Below are 18,864 nucleotides of genomic sequence, written 5' to 3' on the forward strand. Positions count from 1 at the left end.
ATGAGTCAGAGTGATCGGGGGCTGCGCCGCCTCGCGGCCGGCACACTGCTCGTCGCCTTCCAGGGCACCACGGCGCCCGACTGGGTGCTGCGCGAGCTGGAACAGGGCCTGGGAGGCGTCACGCTCTTCGGCTTCAACGTGGCAGGGCCCGACCGGCTGCGGGAGCTGACCACGGCGCTGCGGGGAGCCGGTGAGACCGTCATCTCGCTCGACGAGGAAGGTGGGGACGTCACCCGCCTGGCCTACCACGAGGGCAGCCGCTACCCGGGCAACGCGGCGCTGGGGGCCGTGGACGACGTCGAGCTCACCCGCCGCGTCTACCGGGCGATCGGCGCGGAGCTGGTCGCCTGCGGCGTCAACCTCGACATGGCGCCCAGCGCCGACGTCAACACCGAGCCCGACAACCCGGTGATCGGCACCCGCTCGTTCGGCGCCGGCACCGAACTGGTGGCCCGCCACACGGTCGCCGCCGTCGAGGGCCTGCAGTCGGTACGGGTGGCCGCCTGCGTCAAGCACTTCCCCGGCCACGGCGCCACCCGCGTCGACTCCCACCTCGCCGTCCCGGTCGTCGACGTCGACCTCGACCTGCTGCGCGAACGGGAGCTGGCGCCGTTCCGCGCGGCGATCGCGGCCGGCGCCCGCTCGGTGATGACCGCGCACGTGGCGGTCCCGGCGCTCACGGGCGAGACGCCCGCCACGCTGTCCGGCGCCGCGCTCACCGGGCTCCTCAGGGGCGAGCTCGGGTACGACGGCGTCGTCGTCACGGACGCCCTCGACATGCAGGCCATCACCAGGAGCGTGGGCCTCGCGGGTGGGGCCGTGCGGAGCATCGCGGCCGGCTCCGACCTGCTGTGCCTGGGGCCGCTGCCCTCGTACGAGGACGTCCAGGAGATCATCGCCGGGATCGTCGCGGCGGTGGCCGACGGCCGGCTGCCCGCGTCCCGGCTGGAGGAGGCCGCCGACCGCGTGGCGGCGCTCCGCGACTGGTTCACGGCCCCCCTGACGCCCACCGGCCCGGCGACCACCGCGGACCTCGACGCCCTGGGTCTCGACGCCGCGCGTCGCGCCGTCCGGCTGACCGGCGCCCTGGAGCCGCTCGTCGAGCCGCTGGTGGTCGAGGTGGACACCCCGCCGACGATCGCCGTCGGCGAGGTGCCGTGGGGCCTCGGCCCATGGCTGCCGCAGGCCGAGATCGTCCGGGTCGCCCCGGCCGCCGCCGACGTCCCCGGCCTGCTGGAGAAGGCCGCGAACCGCTCGCTGGTGGTCGTCGTCAAGGACGCCCACCGCCACCCGTCCAGCAGGGAGACCGTGTCGGCGCTGGTCGCCGCACGCCCCGACACGACGGTGATCGAGATGGGGCTGCCGGTGTGGCGGCCCGCCCACGCCGCCCACATCGCCACGTACGGCGCCGCCCGCCCCAACGCCCAGGCCGCCGTCGAACTCCTCACCGCCAGGAAAGAGCAGGTCGACCTGACCGCTCAGGAGGCGAGCAGCTCCTCACGGGCCTGAGCCAGCGCGGCCAGCACAGCGCCGCGCAGGACGGGGTTGCGGTCCTGCACCGTCGTCGTCACCACCTCGGGACGGACGGGGCAGATCCGGGCCACGGCCTCCTCCACCCGCGTCGTCAGCGCGGCGCCGCCCGCGTGCCCCACCTCGCCGGCCAGCACGACCAGGCGGGGGTCGAGGATCACGCACACCGCCGCCACCCCGAGGGCCAGCCGATGGGCGATCTCGTCGAGCAGCGGCTCGCCCTTGGCCCCGGCGGCCACGGCGACCTCGACGCACTCCCCTGCGCTCCCGGCCGTGAACCCGTGGCCGCGCGCCAGCTCGGTCACCGCCTCGGCGCTCACCAGCGACTGCAGGCCGCCCGCGAGCGAGGGCAGCCGGCCGGGCGGGGTGCGGATGTCCTCGGGCAGCGGCACGCCGGGCACCGGCAGGTAACCGATCTCGCCCGCGCTGCCCGTGAGCCCCCGGTGCAGCCTGCCCCCGAGCATGATGGCGAGCCCGAGACCGCGGCTGGCCCACAGCAGCACGAAGTCGTCGACGTCCTTGGCGGCCCCGTCTGCGCGTTCGGCGACGGCGGCGAGGTTGACGTCGTTCTCGATCGTCACCTCGCGCCGCAGATGGCCCGCCAGCGCCTCGTGGACGCCTTCGTGCCACCCGGGCAGGTCGAAGGAGAAGCGGATGTCGCCGCTGCGCGGATCGACCACGCCGGGGGTGCCGATGACGACGCCGCGCAGCTTGGAGACGCTGATCCGCGCGCCGCGGCAGGCTTTCACGAGGGCGCCGTGGACGACGGCGACCGGGTCGTCGTGGCTGTCGGAGGCGAGCGAGGCCGTGCCGATCGTGTGCCCGTTGATGTCGGCGACCACGGCGGAGACCAGGTCGGGCCCGACCTCCACACCGGCGACGTACGCGCTGGAGGGGATCACGGAGTAGAGGGCCGCGTTCGGCCCGCGGCCGCCCGCCTGGGTGCCGACGACCTGCACCAGGCCGCGCTCCTCCAGCCGGGCGAGCGTCTGCGAGGCCGTGACCTTCGACAGCCCGGTCAGGTCGCCGATCTGCCCGCGCGTCATCGGCCCGGTGGCCAGCAGCAGCTCCAGCGCGGCCCGGTCGTTGATCTCCCTGAGCAGTCGGGGCACACCCGGGCGTCGCTCCACGCTGAATCCCACCGTTGCAATCGAAAAGGTTGTTGAGAGTTTAGCTCTCCGGCCGTCGCCCGCTGGTGCGGGCGAACACGAGGATGCCATCCGGCGCGGACCCGTCACCAGGGTTCCCGGAACCCTCACGACCACGACGTGCAAAATGTGAGCTTGCTACCAGATCACACGTTCTTGCGGGTCAACCAGTGACTGCCGGGAGGGATAATCAAGTACATGCGCCTATCCGCTCGTGTCGACTACGCCCTTCGCGCCGCTGCCGAACTCGCCGCAGCCGGCGCCGGCCCAACCACCGTGGGCGAGTTGGCCAAAGAGCAGGACATGCCTCCCAAATACCTGGAGAACATCCTGCTGCAGATGCGCCGCGCCGGGCTCGTCCGCGGGCAGCGCGGCCCCGAGGGCGGTTACGTGCTCGCCAGGCCGGCGTCCGAGATCTCGCTGGCCGACGTGATCAGGGCCGTCGACGGCCCGCTGGCCAACGTGCGCGGCGAGCGGCCCGAGCACGTCGGCTACCGCGGCCCGGCCGAGTCGCTGCAGCAGGTCTGGATCGCGCTGCGGGCGACCGAGCGCTCGATCCTCGAAGAGGTCACGCTCGAGAACGTCGCCTCGGGTTCGCTCCCCGAACGCGTCGCGCAGCTCGCCTCCGACCCCGCCGCCTGGGACTGACCTCACGTTCCGCCGCTCGTCCCCGCCCGCCAGGCGAGGGACGCGTTCGGCGTTCCCTGACACGCTGTCCAGCTCGCGGCCGACAGTGCACTGTGCACAGGCCGCCCGGGCCGACTGTGTACTTTCCCCACTGACAGGCGGGTGACCAGCTCCTACGGTAAGCGCCCAAGCTTATGGATTTCGCTTGCTAAGGAGGTCGGCATGGCCTCGGCCGTCGGTGTCGACGATTATGCGGTCACCCGGGTGCCCGAGGGCGCCCGTCATTCCTGGGTGTCCGTCGCGGTTCAGCGTTTCGGGCAGATCTCCGCGTTGAGTCAGTTCCTGCTCGGCGCCACCCTCGGCTTCGGGATGGGCTTCTGGCAGGCGTTCCTCGCCCTGACCCTGGGGGCCGTCATCCTGGAGGTGGTGGCGGTCCTGATCGGCGTGATCGGCGTACGGGAGGGGCTGTCCACCTCCGTACTGGCCCGCTGGACGGGGTTCGGCCGGGCTGGGTCCGCGCTGATCGGGCTCGCGGTCGCCATCAGCCTGATCGGGTGGTTCGGCATCCAGTCGGCGGTGTCCGCGCAGGGCCTCGCGAGCCTGGTCGGCGGGCTGCCCGAGTGGGGCTGGTCGCTGGTGTTCGGGCTGCTGGTCACCGCGATCGTGCTGTGGGGCTTCAACCTGATGGCCTGGACCGCCTACCTGGCGGTGCCCGCGTTCCTCATCCTGGTCGGCTGGTCCATCACGAGCGAGCTGTCCAAGCACGACCTCGGCGCGCTGATCGCCTCCGCGCCGCCCGGCCCGCAGCTCAGCCTGCTGCAGGGCACCACGCTGGTCGCGGGCGGCTTCATCGTGGGCGCGATCATCACCCCCGACATGACCCGCTTCAACCGCAGCGTCGCCGACGTGGTCAAGCAGACGCTGGTGGGCGTCACGCTCGGCGAGTACGTCATCGGCCTGGCCGGGGTGCTGCTCGCGCACGCGGTCGGCACCAGCGAGATCACCACGATCGTCACCTCCTCGGTGGGCTGGGTCGGCGTCCTCGTGATCGTCGTGGGCACCATCAAGATCAATGACTGGAACCTGTACTCGTCCGGCCTCGGCCTGGTGACCTTCATCGACACCGTGTTCGGCAAGCGGCTGCACCGCGGGCTGACCACCGCCGTCATGGGCATCGTGGGCAGTGTGCTCGCCGCCGCCGGCATCCTCGACCAGTTCACCGAGTTCCTGACCCTGCTCGGCGTCGCGTTCCCGCCCATCGCGGGCATCATGGTCGCCGAATACTTCGTCGTACGGCGCTGGCGCGGCGAGCTGGAGGCCGCCAGGGCCCGGGGCACGGTGCCCGACACCGCCCCCAAGTGGGTGCCCGCCACGCTGGTGATCTGGCTGATCGCCGCCCTGGTCGGCAAGTACGTCGAGGTGGGCTTCGGCAGCATCAACGCGCTCGTCGTCGCGTTCGTCCTCTACGTGGTCGCGGGCAAGCTGGGACTCGTACGCGGCATCGGAACCAGCCGCACCGCCGATGTGGCGACCGTCCCCGCCGCCTGACCGTCTGAACAAAGGAGTTGTGAGGTTCTCGTGCGTATCGGCATCGACGTGGGTGGCACCAACACCGACGCCGTCCTCCTGGACGGCCGGCAGGTGCTCGCCGCCGTCAAGACCAGCACCACCGCCGACGTCACGTCCGGCATCGTGGCCGCCTTCGCGGGGCTGCAGGCGCAGCGGGCGTTCGACCCGGCCGACGTGCGCGCGGTGATGATCGGCACCACGCATTTCATCAACGCGCTGGTCGAGGCCCGCAGGCTGGCGCCCACCGCGGCGCTGCGGCTGAGCCTGCCCGCGGGCGCGTCGCTGCCGCCGATGGTGGACTGGCCGCAGCGGCTCGTCGACGCGGTGTCCGGCAGCAGCCACCTGGTGCACGGCGGGCACGAGTTCGACGGCCGGCACATCGCCGAGCTGGACGAGGCCGAGGTGCGCCGGGCCGCCCAGAGCATGGGCGAGGCCGGGGTCCGCAGCGTCGCTATCTCGTCGGTGTTCTCCCCGGTCAACGCCGAGTTCGAGGCGCGGGCGGCGGAGATCATCGCGGCCGAGCTGCCTGGCGTGGCCATCTCGCTCTCCCACGAGATCGGCCGGATCGGCCTGCTGGAGCGCGAGAACGCGACCATCATCAACGCGGCGCTGCGCGAGCTGGCCGCCCACATCGTCGACGGCCTGGCCTCGGCGGTCACCGGGGCGGGCATCACCGCGCCGCTGTACCTGAGCCAGAACGACGGCACCCTGATGGACGTCGACTTCGCCCGCCGCTACCCGGTGGCGACGTTCGCCTCCGGGCCGACGAACTCCATGCGCGGCGCCGCCGTGCTGTCCGGCCTGGACACCTGCGCCGTGGTCGACGTGGGCGGCACCACGAGCGACGTGGGCGTGTTGCGGCACGGCTTCCCGCGCGAGGCGACGACCGACGTGACCGTGGCCGGCATCCGTACCAACTTCCGCATGCCGGACGTGCTGTCGATCGGCATCGGTGGCGGCAGCCGGGTCCGCGGCGAGGCGGGCGCCGTCACCGTCGGGCCCGACTCCGTCGGCTACGAGCTGACCTCGAAGGCGCTGGTGTTCGGCGGCGACACGCTGACCGCGACCGACATCGCCGTGGCGGCCGGTCGCGCCGAGATCGGCGACCCGAGCCTGGTGGCGCACCTCGACAAGGACCTGGTCGCGGCGGCCCTGCGGCGCATCGCCACGGACGTCGCCGACGCCGTGGAGCGCATGCGGACCTCCGCCGAGCCGCTGCCCGTCGTGGCCGTCGGCGGCGGCTCGGTGCTGCTGCCCGACGAGATGGCCGGCGCCGGGACGGTGCACCGTCCCGACCACTACGCGGTCGCCAACGCGATCGGCGCCGCCATCGCGCAGATCGGCGGCGAGGTCGATCGCGTGTACGCGGTGGAGCCCGGACGTCGTGACGCCGTGGTGGACGAGGCCAAGCAGGAGGCCGTGGACCGGGCCGTGGCGGCCGGAGCGTCCCCCTCGACCGTGCAGATCGTCGACTTCGACGAGGTGCCGATCCCGTACCTGCCGGGCAACGCCACCCGCATCAGGGCCAAGGCCGTGGGCGAGCTGCAACTGACCGACACGAAGGGACGCTGACATGCGCGAGATCGGCCTGGAGCACCTGGACGACATCGCGCGCGGCGCGGCGATCCTCGGCACGGGCGGCGGCGGCGACCCCCATATCGGCAAGCTGCTCGCCCAGTCCGCCCTGCGCGAGCACGGCCCGGTACGGACGTGCACGCTGGACGAACTGCCCGCGGACGCGACCGTGCTGCCCGTCGCGATGATGGGCGCGCCGACCGTGATGGTGGAGAAGCTGCCGTCGATCGAGCAGGTCTCGATCGCGGCCGAGGCGCTGGCCGGCTACCTCGGCCGCGAGCTCACCCACATCGCGTGCGCCGAGGCGGGCGGCGTCAACTCGCTGATCCCCGTGGTCGCGGCGGCGCAGCTGGGGCTGCCCCTGGTGGACGCCGACGGCATGGGCCGGGCGTTCCCGGAGATCCAGATGGTGCTGCCCACCCTGTACGGGGTGCGCGCGACGCCGATGTCGGTCGCCGACGAGAAGGGCAACCGCGTCATCCTGGACACCGTCGACAACCACTGGGCCGAGCGCCTGGCCCGCTCCGCGACCATCGACATGGGCTGCTCGGCGATGATCAGCTCGTACGCGATGACCGGCGCGCAGGCGAGCGCGTCGCTCGTCCCCGGCACGATCAGCCTGTGCGCCGAGCTCGGGGCGCTGGTGCGCCAGGCCCGCGAGGAGCACACCGACCCGGTCGACGCCGTGGTGGCGCGCCTGGGTGGTCGCAGGCTGTTCACCGGCAAGGTCGTGGACGTCGAGCGCCGCACCGTCACCGGTTTCGCCCGCGGCACCGCGCGGCTGTCGGGCCTCGACGGCGACACCGGCGAGCTGGTGCTGCGGTTCCAGAACGAGCACCTCGTCGCCGAGCACGACGGTGAGGTGCGCGCCGTCGTACCCGACCTGATCTGCACGCTCGACCGCGAGACCGGCGAGGCGGTGACCACCGAGTCGCTCCGGTTCGGGCAGCGGGTGAGCGTCATCTCCGCGCCGTGCGACCCGCGCTGGCACACCCCAGAGGGGCTGGAGCTGGCCGGACCGCGCTACTTCGGCTACGACCTGGAACCACAGGTGGGAGCGGCCCGATGAGCTGGCAGCTGACCGAGCAGGACCTTCCCGACCTCGCGCGGGGCGCCGCCGTCCTCGGCACGGGCGGCGGCGGCGACCCGTACGTGGGGCAGCTGCTGGCCCGGCAGGCGATCCGCGAGCACGGCCCCATCACCGTGCTCGACCCCGACGAGCTGGACGACGACACGCTCGTCATCCCGACCGCGCAGATGGGCGCCCCGACGGTGGTGCACGAGAAGCTGCCGCGCGGCAGCGAGCCTGTCGACGCGCTGCGCGCGCTGGAGAAGCACCTGGGCAGGGCCGCCGACGCCACCATGCCGATCGAGTGCGGCGGGATCAACTCGATGATCCCGCTCGTGGTGGCCGCCCGCACCCGCCTGCCCGTCGTCGACGCCGACGGCATGGGACGCGCCTTCCCCGAGCTCCAGATGGAGACCTTCGGCGTGTACGGCGTGCCCGGCTCGCCGATGGCCATCGCCGGCGAACGCGGCGAGACCACGGTCATCGACACCGGCGCCGACAACAAGCACATGGAGTGGCTGGCCCGCGGCGTCACCGTCCGGCTCGGCGGCGTGGCCCACATCGCCGAGTACGCGATGACCGGCGCGCAGGTCAAGCGCACGGCGGTGCCGCGCACCCTGACCCTCGCGCTGACCATCGGACGCGCGATCAGGCAGGCCAGGGAGCGCAACGCCGACCCGATCGCGGCGCTGGCCGAGGCGCTCAGCCACACGCTGTACGCCCACCTGCGGGTGCTGTTCCGCGGCAAGATCTCCGACGTGGAGCGCCGTACCGAGGCGGGCTTCGCCCGCGGGCGGGCGACGGCGCAGTCGTTCGACGGGCAGCACGAGCTGGAGCTGCGGTTCCAGAACGAGAACCTGGTCGCCCTGGTCGACGGCACGGTGCGGTGCGTCGTGCCCGACCTGGTGTGCGTGCTGGAGTCGGAGCAGGCCGAGCCGATCACCACCGAGACCCTCCGGTACGGCCAGCGGGTCACGGTCGTGGGCATCTCCACCCCCGCCCTCATGCGCACGCCGGAGGCGCTCGCGGTGTTCGGCCCGGCCGCGTTCGGCCTGCCGTACACCTTCACCCCTGTCGAGGAGGCAGCGGTCGGCACGACCGCCTGACCTGGTACGGCAAGCTGGTGGGGTGCCCTTCGACCAGCTGCTCATCGACCCCGCCGACGTGGCGGCGCTCGAACGCGGCGTCGCCGTGCTCGGCTCCGGCGGCGGCGGCGACAGCCGGACGGCGGCGACCCTGCTGCGCCGGCGGCTGTCCGCCGGCCGGGAGGTCGCCGTCCGCCCGATCGCCGACGTGCCGCCCGACGCGTGGGTCGTGCCGGTCGGGGTGGTCGGCGCGACGGCGGTGTTCACCGAGAAGCTGCCGGGCGGCCACGAGTTCGCGGCGATCGTCTCCGCCATCGAGCGCTGGACGGGCACCCGCGCCGACGCGCTGGTCTCCATCGAGATCGGCGGGCTCAACGGCATGATGCCGCTGGTGGCCGCCTGCGACCTGGGCCTGCCCACCGTCGACGCCGACCTGTCGGGCCGCGGGGTCCCGCGGCTCGACCAGCTCACCCTCGCCGCCGCCGACCGGCCGCTCGCCCCCGCCGCGCTGGCCGAGCCGGGCGGGCAGGTGCTCGTGCTGGGCGCGGGCACGCCGGACGACCTGGAGCGGACGGCGCGCGCGTTCCTGTCCAGCGCGGGCGGGTGGGCGGCACTGGCCCTCGCCCCCATCCCGGTACGTGAACTGGCCGCCTGCAGCGTCCCTGGCTCCGTGTCGGGCGCGCTGCGGCTGGGCCGCCGGGTGCTCGACCTGGGCGAGTCACCCGACCCCGCCAAGGTGGCCGACGCCACCTCAGGACGCGTCCTGTCGCTGGGCCGGGTCGTCGACGTCACCCGCCGCCCCGGGCCGCGGCACCACGGCCGTGCCGGGTTCGCCCAGGGCAGCGTCACGCTGGCCGAGCACGCCTCCGGCGCGCTGCTGCGCCTGGAGATGGAGAACGAGTACCTGCTGGCGCTGCGCGACGGCCTCGTCGTCGCGACCACCCCTGACGTGCTCACGGTGCTCGACCGCAGGACCGCGGTGCCGATCGCGTGCGACACGATCCGCGCCGGCATGGAGGTCATGGTGCTGCAACTCGCGATCGCCCCGTTCTGGACCGTGCCGGGCCGGATCGACGTCCTGGCCCCGCGCGCGTACGGCATCGACTGCGACCCCGTCCTGCTCGGAGCCGACCGATGACCAGCGTCCGCAGGCTGCTGGCGTTGCCCGAGTGGAGCGGGCAGGTGCGGGTGCTCGCCGGAGCGGCCGGGCTCGACGCGCAGGTGGGATCGGTCCGGCCTGTCGCAGGGCCGGTCGCGGGGCCGGGGGCGGCCGATCCCGTCGCGGCCGACGAGCTGGTGGTCGTCACCGGTCCGATGGAGACGGCCGACTGGCACGTCGACGCGCTGCTGCGGCGGGTCGTCGACGCCGGCGGGGCGGGGGTGCTCGTGCCGTCCGGCGCGCCGACCGCCACGCTGCTGCTGGCCGACCGGCTCGGGCTGGCCCTGCTCGGCGCCACGGGCGACCCGCTGGAGCTGCTCGTCGCGGCGCGGCTGCTGCTCGCCGCGCCTGAGCTCGACCGCGCCCGGCTCGTGCTCGCCGCCCACCGCGCCTTCGACGACCGCACCCACACCCCCGAGACCGTCGTACGGATCCTGCGCGACCTGATCGGCGCCCCGGTGGCCCTGCTGGACGACCGGGGCCGGCCGCTCGCGGGCGACCTCACCGCGGCGGCCGCCGTACGGGTCGGCGAGTTCGTCCCGCAGCGCGCCGACCTGCCCGACGGGGTGCTGCTCGCCCACCCGGCGCTGCTGCCGGGACCGGCGCGGCCGGCGTACTGGCTGGCCGCCGAGCTGACCGGGACCGCCGCGGCCCGCGCCGACGTCGTACCGCCCGCCCTGGCCGTGGCCGCCGCCGCGGTGCAGCGCTGGCTGCTCGCGCACCGCCTCGAACTGGAACGCGACGCCCGCGCCCGCACCGCGCTGCTCGGCGACCTGCTGCGGCTCGACGGCGAGCCGTCGGCGCAGCTGCGCCGCCGGGTGGCCGACGCGGGCTGGCAGGTCGGCGGCTGGAACATCGGCATCCGCATCGGCGCCACGTCCACGTTCGACATCGTGACCGGCACGGCGGAGATCTCGCGCGTGCTGCGCGCCGAGGGCATCGACGCCGTCGTCGTCGAGCACGGCGACGGCTGGACGGGGTGGGTCAGCTTCGCCCAGGAGCCCACCGCGGCGCGGGTGCGCGCGCTCGCGGCCCGGCTGCGTGCCGCCAACCGGAAGCTGCAGGGCTCCATCAGCGACCACATGGGGGTGGGCCGCCCGCATCCGTGGCCCGACGGGCTGGCCGGCACGGTGGCGGAGGCCACCGACGCGGCCCGCCTCGCGGCGACCCGCCCTGAGTCAGGGTTCTTCCTCCACGTCGACCAGCTCGGGATGGCGCAGCTCCTCCTGGAATGGACCCGCACCGACACCTTCGAGCCGGCAGCCCGCGCCCTCCTGGCCCCGCTCCGCGACCAGCCCGGCGACCTCGTCCGCACCCTGTCGGCCTATCTGGACGCCGAGTCGTCCATCGCGGAGACAGCAGCAGTGCTGGGCGTCCACCGCAACACCGTGACGGCCCGCATCGACCGCATCGAACGTCTACTCGGCGTCAACCTGACCCACCGCGACGAACGCCTGGCCTTGCACCTCGCCTGCCGCACAGTGGACCTCCCCGAACGCTGACCCTCCCCGCAGCCAAGAGATCTCCCCAAACCCCACCACCCCCGCCAACGCAGAGGGCACCGCACCCCCGAACGCCGACACCCCCACAACCAAGAGGCAGCGGACCCGCCGACCGGCCTCCCCCATCACCGAATCCCCGTCCACAGCAACGAAGTGGGGGCACACGACCGACGTCCCCAAAAGCCCACCCCCCACAGACAAGAGAGGCGGGCCTCCTTGACCTCTCGGGGACGAGAGGGGGCGGATGGTGCTGCCTAGACTGGACAGGTGCCTGAAGGAGACGCCGTCTACCGGGCCGGCGCACGCCTGCGTGCCGCCCTCGACGGCCGCGTGCTCACCCGGTCCGACTTCCGCGTCCCCCGGCACGCCACCGCCGACCTGACCGGCCGCGCGGTCCTCACCACGCTCTCGCGCGGCAAGCACCTGCTGACCCGCGTCGAGGGAAGCCTGACCGTCCACACCCATCTGCGCATGGAAGGACGCTGGCGGGTCATCCCCACCGGCAGACGCCCCCCGCCCGGCGACCTCGTGCGGCTGATCCTCGCCAACGAGCAGTGGCAGGCGATCGGAGTGAGGCTGGGAATGGTCGACCTCGTCAGGACGGACGACGAGGCACGGCTGGTCGGCCACCTGGGGCCCGATCTGCTGGGCCCGGACTGGGACCCGGAGGAGGCCGTCCGGAGACTGCGGGCGGCGCCGGACAGGACCATCGGCGAGGCGCTGCTCGATCAGCGCAACCTGGCGGGAATCGGCACCGTCTATCGCGCCGAGACCCTTTTCCTGCGGGGGATCTGGCCGTGGCGCAAGACCGGGGAAGTCGACGATCTCGAAGGGCTCGTGTCACTGGCCCAGCGGCTGCTGGCGGCCAACAAGGGGCACGCGGGCACGGTGACCACAGGTGATCGCCGACCGGCGAACCAGACCTGGGTCTATGGCAGGGCAGGGAGGCCCTGTCGCCGATGCGGCACCCGGATCAGCCGTGCGGAGATGGGGAGGCAGCCACAGGAACGGCTCATCCTGTGGTGTGCGGGCTGTCAACCGCGTTAAGCGGCCACCATGTCCTTGACCTCAGGAAACACCGAGTCTGCGATCGGCCCGGGAACCGTCTCGCTGATAAGGCGCTCGTGCTCGGGCACCTCCGCCAGCACAGGGGCAGCCTGCAGCTCCGCCAGCGCGAACTGGTCGGAAACCTCACGCAACACCTGCGACAGCGGCACCCCGAGAGCACCGCAAATGGACGCGAGCAGCTCGGACGAGGCCTCCTTCTGGCCGCGTTCCACCTCTGACAGGTAACCGAGCGAGACGCGCGCGAGGGTGGACACCTCTCGCAGCGTGCGCCCCTGACGCACGCGCAACCGCCTCAGCACGTCGCCGAGCAGCTGACGCAGCAGAATCATCTGTCGCTCCCTCCCCGGCGCGGATGTCTTCACCACGCCCCGCGCGATCGGTTCGTGCCGCACATCGGTCTTCTTCGCTTCGTACATACTCCTCGCCGTCATCATGGGGCGACGCGGCCCCTTGACCGCCACTCGTGGTTCGTCACGCGACTCATCAGGCTCGCCTGCCGGGCGCTCGGTGCTTGCAGTTGGCTCACGGACCTCACTCACATGCTCCACCGTACCCGCATCGACCGACACGGCGTCAGACCGTGCTTCGCATGTTCGCTGGGGACGTAACACGGTAATCATCCGGAATGTTCCCCTACGTTAGCCTTCAGCACACCTGCAAGGAGATCGACTACCTCGTCCACGGTCTCTACCCTGATACGTTCACGTGACCCGTCAAGGCTCAATCCCCGCGACCAGATCCGCCCTCCGGGCCCCGAGACCGCGACGTAGACCGTGCCGACGGGTTTGCCGTCCTGCGGCTCCGGCCCGGCCACACCGGTCACCGCGAGCCCGTACGTCGCCCCGCACAGCCGTGCCGCCCCTGAGGCCATCGCCGCGGCCACGTCGGGATGCACCGCCCCCTCGCGGTCGAGCAGCTCTCCTGGCACGCCCAGCACGTCGCGCTTGACGTCCGTCGCGTAAGCGATGACCCCGCCGCGGAACGCCTTCGAGGCCCCCGCCACCGACGTGAAGGCGGCGCCGAGCAGCCCGCCGGTCAACGACTCGGCCACCGCCACCGTGGCCCCCCGGCCCACCAGCAGCGCCAGCACCCCGGCCACATCAGCCATCGCTCACTCCCCTCGTGCCCGCCTGGCCAGGTGACGCAGTCTCACCGCCCTGACGATGTAGTCGATGCCGGTGCCGACCGTGACCACCACCGTCACCCCCATCACCGCCCACCGGACCTGATCGGGCACGAACGGCAGCAGGTAGAGCACGATGGCCGCGATCTGCAGGACCGTCTTGACCTTGCCGCCGTAGCTGGCCGGGATGACGGCGTGCCGCAGCAGCGCGAACCGCAGCGCCGTGATGCCCACCTCACGGCCGAGGATCACGGCCGTGACCCACCACGGCAGCTCCCCCAGGATCGACAGGCACACCAGGGCGGCCCCGGTCAGCGCCTTGTCGGCGATCGGATCGGCGATCTTGCCGAAGTCGGTGATCAAGCCGTAACGTCTGGCCAGCTCGCCGTCGAGGTGGTCGGTGATCGAGGCCACCGCGAACACCGCCAGCGCGGCCAGCCGCCACCCCGTGCCCGGCAGGAAAAGACAGACGACAAAGAAAGGGACGAGCGCCAACCGGAGAACCGTGAGGACGTTGGCGATGTTCCACGGGCTTACCACGCGGCGCTCGTCCCTTCTCATGGACTGGCCTTGATGCGCGCGATCAGGTCAACCCCCTCGGCGTCGACCACCACCGCGCGCACGATCTGCCCCCGGACCAGGCCGATGCCCTGAACTGTGACCGAGCCGTCGACCTCGGGCCCCTGGTGAGCGGCCCGGCCCTCGTAGCCGCCGTCGCCCAGGTCGTCGTCGATCAGCACGTCGACCTCGGTGCCGATGCGCTCTTCCGCCCGCTGAGCGGTCAGCTCCTCGGCGAGTTCGGTGAGCACGCGCACGCGTTCGTCGATGACCTCCTGCTCGAGCTTGCCCGGCAGGTCGGCCGCCTCGGTGCCGTCCTCGTCGGAGTAGCCGAACACGCCGATGACGTCGAGCCTGGCCCGCTCCAGGAAGCCGACCAGCTCCGCGAACTCCTCCTCGGTCTCGCCGGGGAAGCCGACGATGAAGTTGGACCGCACGCCCGCCTCGGGCGCGCGCTCACGGATGGCCTCGAGCAGCCCGAGGAAACGCTCGGGGTCGCCGAACCGGCGCATGCGGCGCAGTACGGTGCCGCTGGCGTGCTGGAAGGACAGGTCGAAGTACGGCACGACCCCGTCGGTGGAGGTGAGCACCTCGATCAGGCCAGGGCGCAGCTCGGCCGGCTGGAGGTAGCTGACCCGCACCCGCTCGATGCCCTCGACGGCGGCGAGCTCGGGCAGCAGCTTCTCCAGCGCCCGAAGGTCGCCGAGGTCCTTGCCGTAGGAGGTGGAGTTCTCGCTCACCAGGACGAGCTCGCGCACGCCCCGGTGGGCCAGCCAGTCGGCCTCGGCCAGCAGTTCGTCGGGCCGGCGCGAGACGTAGGAGCCACGGAAGGCCGGGATGGCGCAGAACGTGCAGCGCCGGTCGCAGCCGGAGGCGAGCTTGAGCGAGGCCACGGGGCTCTCGTCGAGCCGCTTGCGCAGCACGCGCGGCCCGCTCGCGGGCGCGAGGCCCTCGGGCAGGTCTCCGTGGCCGGGGATGTTGGTCTTGGGCGCGGCGGCCCGGTCGACCGGTGAGATGGGCAGCAGGGCGCGCCGGTCACGAGGCGTGTGCGGCGTGAGCGACCGGCCGGCGAGCACGTCGTCGAGACGCGCGCCGATGTCGGTGTAGTCGTCGAAGGAGATGACCGCGCTGGCCTCCGGCAGAGCCTCGGCGAGCTCGTTGCCGTAGCGCTCGGCCATGCAGCCCGCGGCCACCACCTTCGCGCCCGAGTCGGCGGCGGCGAGGAGCGTGTCGATGGAGTCTTTCTTGGCCGAGTCGATGAAGCCACACGTGTTGACGACGACGACGTCGGGGGCGTCGTCGCCCAGCTGCCAGCCGGCAGCCTCGAGTCGCGCGGCCAACTCCTCGGAGTCGACCTCGTTGCGTGCGCAGCCCAGAGTGATCAGCGATGCGGTACGGCGGGATGACATGGTGAACACTACGGTATCGGGAGTTGGCCACCACCCGATGCACGGGTTCCCCAGCAGAAGCCCTGGTGATCTACCTCGACTGCGGTTTCGGCGGCCCGAACGAGCGCCGCACCACCTGTCCCGCCGGGCCCAACCCGGTGACCCGCTTGCCGTTGACGTGCACCGTAATGGCCCCGGCGTCGGCGATCAGCACGTCGACCCGGTTGGCCGCGCGCCATGTGGACGTCTTGCCGGCCTTGAGTGTCCCGGCGAACAACTTGCGTCCCTTGGCGTCGTGCACGTTCACGTACGACGAACGCTTGGCCTTCATCCGCACGGTCACCACGTTCTTGCCGGACAGCACCGTCGGTTTCGGCCGCGGGCTCTCCGTGATCGGGGTGTTCGGCGGGACGCTCGGCCGGGCCGAGGCCGCGTGCATGTCGCCCGTACGCACCTGGTCGCCGGCGCCGCCCAGCACCCGCAGGATGCCGAAGACCACCGCGACGGCCAGCGCCACCCCGAGCGCCATCGACCAGTTGGGCCCGCGCCGCTCCGGCAGATGGATCTGGCGGTCGGTCTGGAACACGGCCGAGGCCCGCATCGGCCTCGGCGCGCCGCCGTGGTGCTGGTCGAACTGGTGGACCGTGGCGTCGGGGTCGAGCCCCACCGCCTTGGCCACCGCCCTGAGGTGCCCCCTCGCGTAGAAGGGACCCCCGCACTGCCCGTAGTCGTCCTGTTCCAGCGCCTGGACGATCGACTCACGGACCCTCGTGGCCGCACTGACCTGCGCGACCGTCAGACCTGCTGCCTGCCTGGCCGCCGACAGCATGGCCCCGATGCTCTGCTCCTGCACGCGAACCGCCCCCCACCACCGACTACTCTTCGTGGTGAGACATATTCAACCAGTTATCGTCGTGCAAGCACGCATTGGGGTCATTCGCCACGCAGATCGGCCAGCAAACCCGGGAGGTCGTCGGGCTTCACGAGCACCTCGCGCGCCTTGGAGCCCTCGCTCGGGCCCACGACACTGCGGCTCTCGAGCAGGTCCATCAGCCGCCCCGCCTTGGCGAAGCCGACCCGGAGCTTGCGCTGCAGCATCGACGTCGAGCCGAACTGCGTGGTCACGATGAGCTCGGCCGCCTGGATGAGCAGGTCGAGGTCGTCGCCGATGTCCTCGTCGATCTCCCGCTTGACCGGCGCGGCCGCCACGTCGTCGCGGTACTCGGCCTGCATCTGCGTCTTGCAGTGCGTGACGATCTCGGCGATCTCCTTCTCGGAGACGAACGCGTTCTGGATGCGGATCGGCTTGCTCGCGCCCATCGGCAGGAACAGCGCGTCGCCCTGGCCGACGAGCTTGTCGGCGCCCGGCTGGTCGAGGATGACCCGCGAGTCGGTGAGCGAGGACACCGCGAACGCCAGCCGCGACGGCACGTTGGCCTTGATGAGACCGGTGACCACGTCGACCGACGGCCGCTGGGTCGCGATCACCAGGTGGATGCCGGCCGCGCGGGCGAGCTGCGTGATGCGCACGATCGAGTCTTCGACGTCGCGCGGGGCCACCATCATGAGGTCGGCCAGCTCGTCCACGATCACCAGCAGGTACGGGTACGGCTGGTAGACCCGCTCGCTGCCGGGCGGCGGCTGCAGCTTGCCCGCCCGCACGGCCTTGTTGAACTCGTCGACGTGCCGGAACCCTGAGGCGGCCAGGTCGTCGTAGCGGCGGTCCATCTCGCCCACGACCCATTCGAGGGCCTCGGCGGCCTTCTTCGGGTTCGTGATGATCGGCGTGATGAGGTGGGGGATGCCCTCGTACACGCTGAGCTCGACCCGCTTGGGGTCGACCAGCACCATGCGCACCTCGTCGGGCGTGGCCCGCATGAGGATGCTGGTGATCAGGCCGTTGACGCAGACCGACTTACCTGCGCCGGTCGCGCCCGCGATGAGCAGGTGGGGCATCTTGGCGAGGTTCGCCACGATCGTGCGGCCCTCGACGTCCTTGCCCAGGCCGACGATCATGGGGTGCTGGTCGGCCTGCGCCACCTGGGCGCGCAGCACGTCGCCGAGGGCCACCAGGTCCTTGTCGGCGTTGGGGATCTCGACGCCGATGGCCGACTTGCCGGGGATCGGCGACAAAATCCGCACGTCGGCCGACTTGACGGCGTACGCGATGTTCTTGGTGAGCGCGGTGACCTTCTCGACCTTGACCGCCGGCCCGAGCTCGATCTCATAGCGGGTCACCGTCGGGCCCCGGGTGAACCCGATCACCTGCGCGTCGATCGAGAACTGCTCCAGCACGCTCGTCAGCGCGTTGACCACCGTCGTGTTGGCCTTGGTCTGCGGCTTGGGCGCCGTACCCGGCTTGAGGAACTGCAGGTCGGGCAGCGCGTACGGACCCGCCTGCGACGACAGCACGAGCTGCTCCACCTTGCGCGGCGCGGGCGTCGGCAGCGGCGGCTCCGGCTTACGTTCCGCCTCGGCGGCCGGGGCCTCGTCCTCGGTCAGGCCGGGCACGATCTCGGGCGAGTGCTCGCGCCGCTCCTTGTCGGCCAGGACGGGGCTGTCGTACGGCTTGACGATCTCGACGCCGTCGCCGTCGGTTTCCTTCTTCGTCCTGGTGCGCTTCTTGACCGGCGCCTTCGGCCGGGAATCCTCGGCGTGCCGTTCGAACAGCAGGTGACGCAGCTCGCCGAGCCGCTCGGGAATGCGGTGCACGGGCGTCGCGGTGATCACCAGCACGCCGAACCCGGACAGGAGCAGCAGCAGCGGGATCGTGATCCACGACGGCAGGATGCTCATCGGCGGGGCCGAGACGATGAAGCCGACCATGCCACCGGCCGCCGACACCTTGTCCATGCCCTGCCCCGCGCCCGCCGGGTAGGGAGTGCCGTTGGACACGTGGATGACGCCGAGCACGCCGATCAGCAGCGCCGCCCACCCGATCACCATCCGGCCGGTGTCGGCGTTCTGGTCGGGGTGGCGCAGGTAGCGCCAGGCCAGCAGCCCGAGCAGCAGCGGGACCGCCCAGGCCAGCGACCCGAACACGCCGCGCGCGGTCGCGTCGACCACACCGGCCACCGCGCCGCCGGAGTCGCGCCATGTCATGGCCGCGAGCACGATCGCCGCCGCCAGCACGGTCAGCCCCACGCCGTCGCGGCGGAGCGCCGGGTCGAGCTCGCGGGCGTTCTTGCCCACCGCGCGCGCGGCGCCGCCGATGCCGTTGGCGAGCAGCATCCACAGTCCGACGATCAACTTGCCGACCATGGTGAGGACCCAGCTGATCGGGTCCTGGTGGGTCACCGGCGGCTTGCGGCCGGAGGCGGACGACTTCGTCCTGGGGCGTCCCGCCGACGTGGCCCCGCGCTTGGCAGGGGTCGAGCGTGACGAGGTCGACCGCTTCGCCGGCCCCTTCGATGCGCTTTTCGGCGTACGGGTGGCCATGATGCCAAAGGTACGCCGGAGACAC

Annotated in this window: 16 protein-coding genes; 9 read left to right on the plus strand and 7 right to left on the minus strand. The window is 72.3% G+C overall.

What is annotated here, in order from left to right; translation table 11 throughout:
- Entirely contained in the window at positions 1-1,509 is a 1,509-nt protein-coding gene (locus tag BLR04_RS02940; RefSeq protein WP_090759217.1) for a glycoside hydrolase family 3 protein, read from the plus strand.
- Here the strand turns inward: BLR04_RS02940 and BLR04_RS02945 are convergent.
- Entirely contained in the window at positions 1,479-2,660 is a 1,182-nt protein-coding gene (locus tag BLR04_RS02945; protein ID WP_218128698.1) for an ROK family transcriptional regulator, read from the minus strand. The two genes, BLR04_RS02940 and BLR04_RS02945, sit on opposite strands and share 31 nt — an antisense overlap.
- A gap of 216 nt (positions 2,661-2,876) precedes the next feature.
- On the opposite strand from BLR04_RS02945, the gene BLR04_RS02950 reads away from it, so the two are divergent.
- The 8 genes from BLR04_RS02950 (at position 2,877) to BLR04_RS02985 (ending at position 12,311) form a co-directional block, all read left to right on the plus strand.
- Positions 2,877-3,326 carry an RrF2 family transcriptional regulator gene (locus BLR04_RS02950; protein WP_090759221.1) on the plus strand — a complete coding sequence of 150 codons (450 nt, stop codon included), beginning with the start codon at positions 2,877-2,879 and terminating at the stop codon, positions 3,324-3,326.
- Between the two features lie 201 nt (positions 3,327-3,527).
- On the plus strand, positions 3,528-4,853 hold the full coding sequence (locus BLR04_RS02955; RefSeq protein ID WP_090759224.1) for a purine-cytosine permease family protein: 1,326 nt from the start codon (positions 3,528-3,530) through the stop codon (positions 4,851-4,853).
- Positions 4,854-4,883: 30 nt separating this feature from the next.
- The gene (locus tag BLR04_RS02960) at positions 4,884-6,446 is read left to right on the plus strand and encodes a hydantoinase/oxoprolinase N-terminal domain-containing protein (RefSeq protein ID WP_090759226.1); all 1,563 of its coding nucleotides are present in this window, start codon (positions 4,884-4,886) and stop codon (positions 6,444-6,446) included.
- Between the two features lies 1 nt (position 6,447).
- A complete protein-coding gene (locus BLR04_RS02965) occupies positions 6,448-7,518 on the plus strand; it encodes an S-methyl thiohydantoin desulfurase family protein (protein ID WP_090759228.1) in 1,071 nt (356 codons plus the stop codon).
- Positions 7,515-8,624, plus strand: coding sequence for an S-methyl thiohydantoin desulfurase family protein (locus BLR04_RS02970; protein WP_090759230.1), 1,110 nt, complete (start codon positions 7,515-7,517; stop codon positions 8,622-8,624). The genes BLR04_RS02965 and BLR04_RS02970 overlap by 4 nt, the downstream gene beginning before the upstream one ends.
- Positions 8,625-8,646: 22 nt before the next feature.
- Positions 8,647-9,741 carry an S-methyl thiohydantoin desulfurase family protein gene (locus BLR04_RS02975; RefSeq protein WP_218128699.1) on the plus strand — a complete coding sequence of 365 codons (1,095 nt, stop codon included), beginning with the start codon at positions 8,647-8,649 and terminating at the stop codon, positions 9,739-9,741.
- Positions 9,738-11,264 carry a helix-turn-helix domain-containing protein gene (locus BLR04_RS02980; RefSeq protein ID WP_090759232.1) on the plus strand — a complete coding sequence of 509 codons (1,527 nt, stop codon included), beginning with the start codon at positions 9,738-9,740 and terminating at the stop codon, positions 11,262-11,264. The genes BLR04_RS02975 and BLR04_RS02980 overlap by 4 nt, the downstream gene beginning before the upstream one ends.
- 267 nt (positions 11,265-11,531) lie before the next feature.
- Positions 11,532-12,311: a DNA-formamidopyrimidine glycosylase family protein gene (locus BLR04_RS02985; protein WP_090759236.1), complete on the plus strand. Its 780-nt coding sequence runs from the start codon at positions 11,532-11,534 to the stop codon at positions 12,309-12,311.
- Here BLR04_RS02985 and BLR04_RS02990 read toward each other — a convergent pair.
- The 6 genes from BLR04_RS02990 to BLR04_RS03015 all read right to left on the minus strand — a co-directional run bounded on the left by BLR04_RS02990 (position 12,308) and on the right by BLR04_RS03015 (position 18,839).
- Positions 12,308-12,661 (minus strand): helix-turn-helix domain-containing protein, encoded by a 354-nt coding sequence (locus tag BLR04_RS02990; protein ID WP_090759554.1) that lies wholly within the window; start codon positions 12,659-12,661, stop codon positions 12,308-12,310. The genes BLR04_RS02985 and BLR04_RS02990 overlap by 4 nt on opposite strands.
- A 287-nt stretch (positions 12,662-12,948) precedes the next feature.
- Positions 12,949-13,440 carry a CinA family protein gene (locus BLR04_RS02995; protein ID WP_090759238.1) on the minus strand — a complete coding sequence of 164 codons (492 nt, stop codon included), beginning with the start codon at positions 13,438-13,440 and terminating at the stop codon, positions 12,949-12,951.
- 3 nt (positions 13,441-13,443) lie between these two features.
- On the minus strand, positions 13,444-14,016 hold the full coding sequence (gene pgsA / locus BLR04_RS03000; protein WP_090759240.1) for a CDP-diacylglycerol--glycerol-3-phosphate 3-phosphatidyltransferase: 573 nt from the start codon (positions 14,014-14,016) through the stop codon (positions 13,444-13,446).
- Positions 14,013-15,422, minus strand: a complete 1,410-nt coding sequence (rimO, locus tag BLR04_RS03005) for a 30S ribosomal protein S12 methylthiotransferase RimO (RefSeq protein WP_090759556.1) — start codon at positions 15,420-15,422, stop codon at positions 14,013-14,015. Before rimO ends, pgsA begins: the two co-directional genes overlap by 4 nt.
- Positions 15,423-15,492: 70 nt before the next feature.
- A complete protein-coding gene (locus BLR04_RS03010) occupies positions 15,493-16,254 on the minus strand; it encodes a helix-turn-helix domain-containing protein (RefSeq protein WP_090759241.1) in 762 nt (253 codons plus the stop codon).
- An 80-nt stretch (positions 16,255-16,334) separates the two neighbouring features.
- Complete coding sequence (locus BLR04_RS03015; RefSeq protein ID WP_090759242.1) at positions 16,335-18,839, minus strand: FtsK/SpoIIIE family DNA translocase; 2,505 nt, start codon at positions 18,837-18,839, stop codon at positions 16,335-16,337.
- Positions 18,840-18,864 lie beyond the last annotated feature (25 nt).

The organism is Nonomuraea maritima (genome assembly GCF_900100395.1).
Classification (GTDB): Bacteria; Actinomycetota; Actinomycetes; order Streptosporangiales; family Streptosporangiaceae; genus Nonomuraea; species Nonomuraea maritima.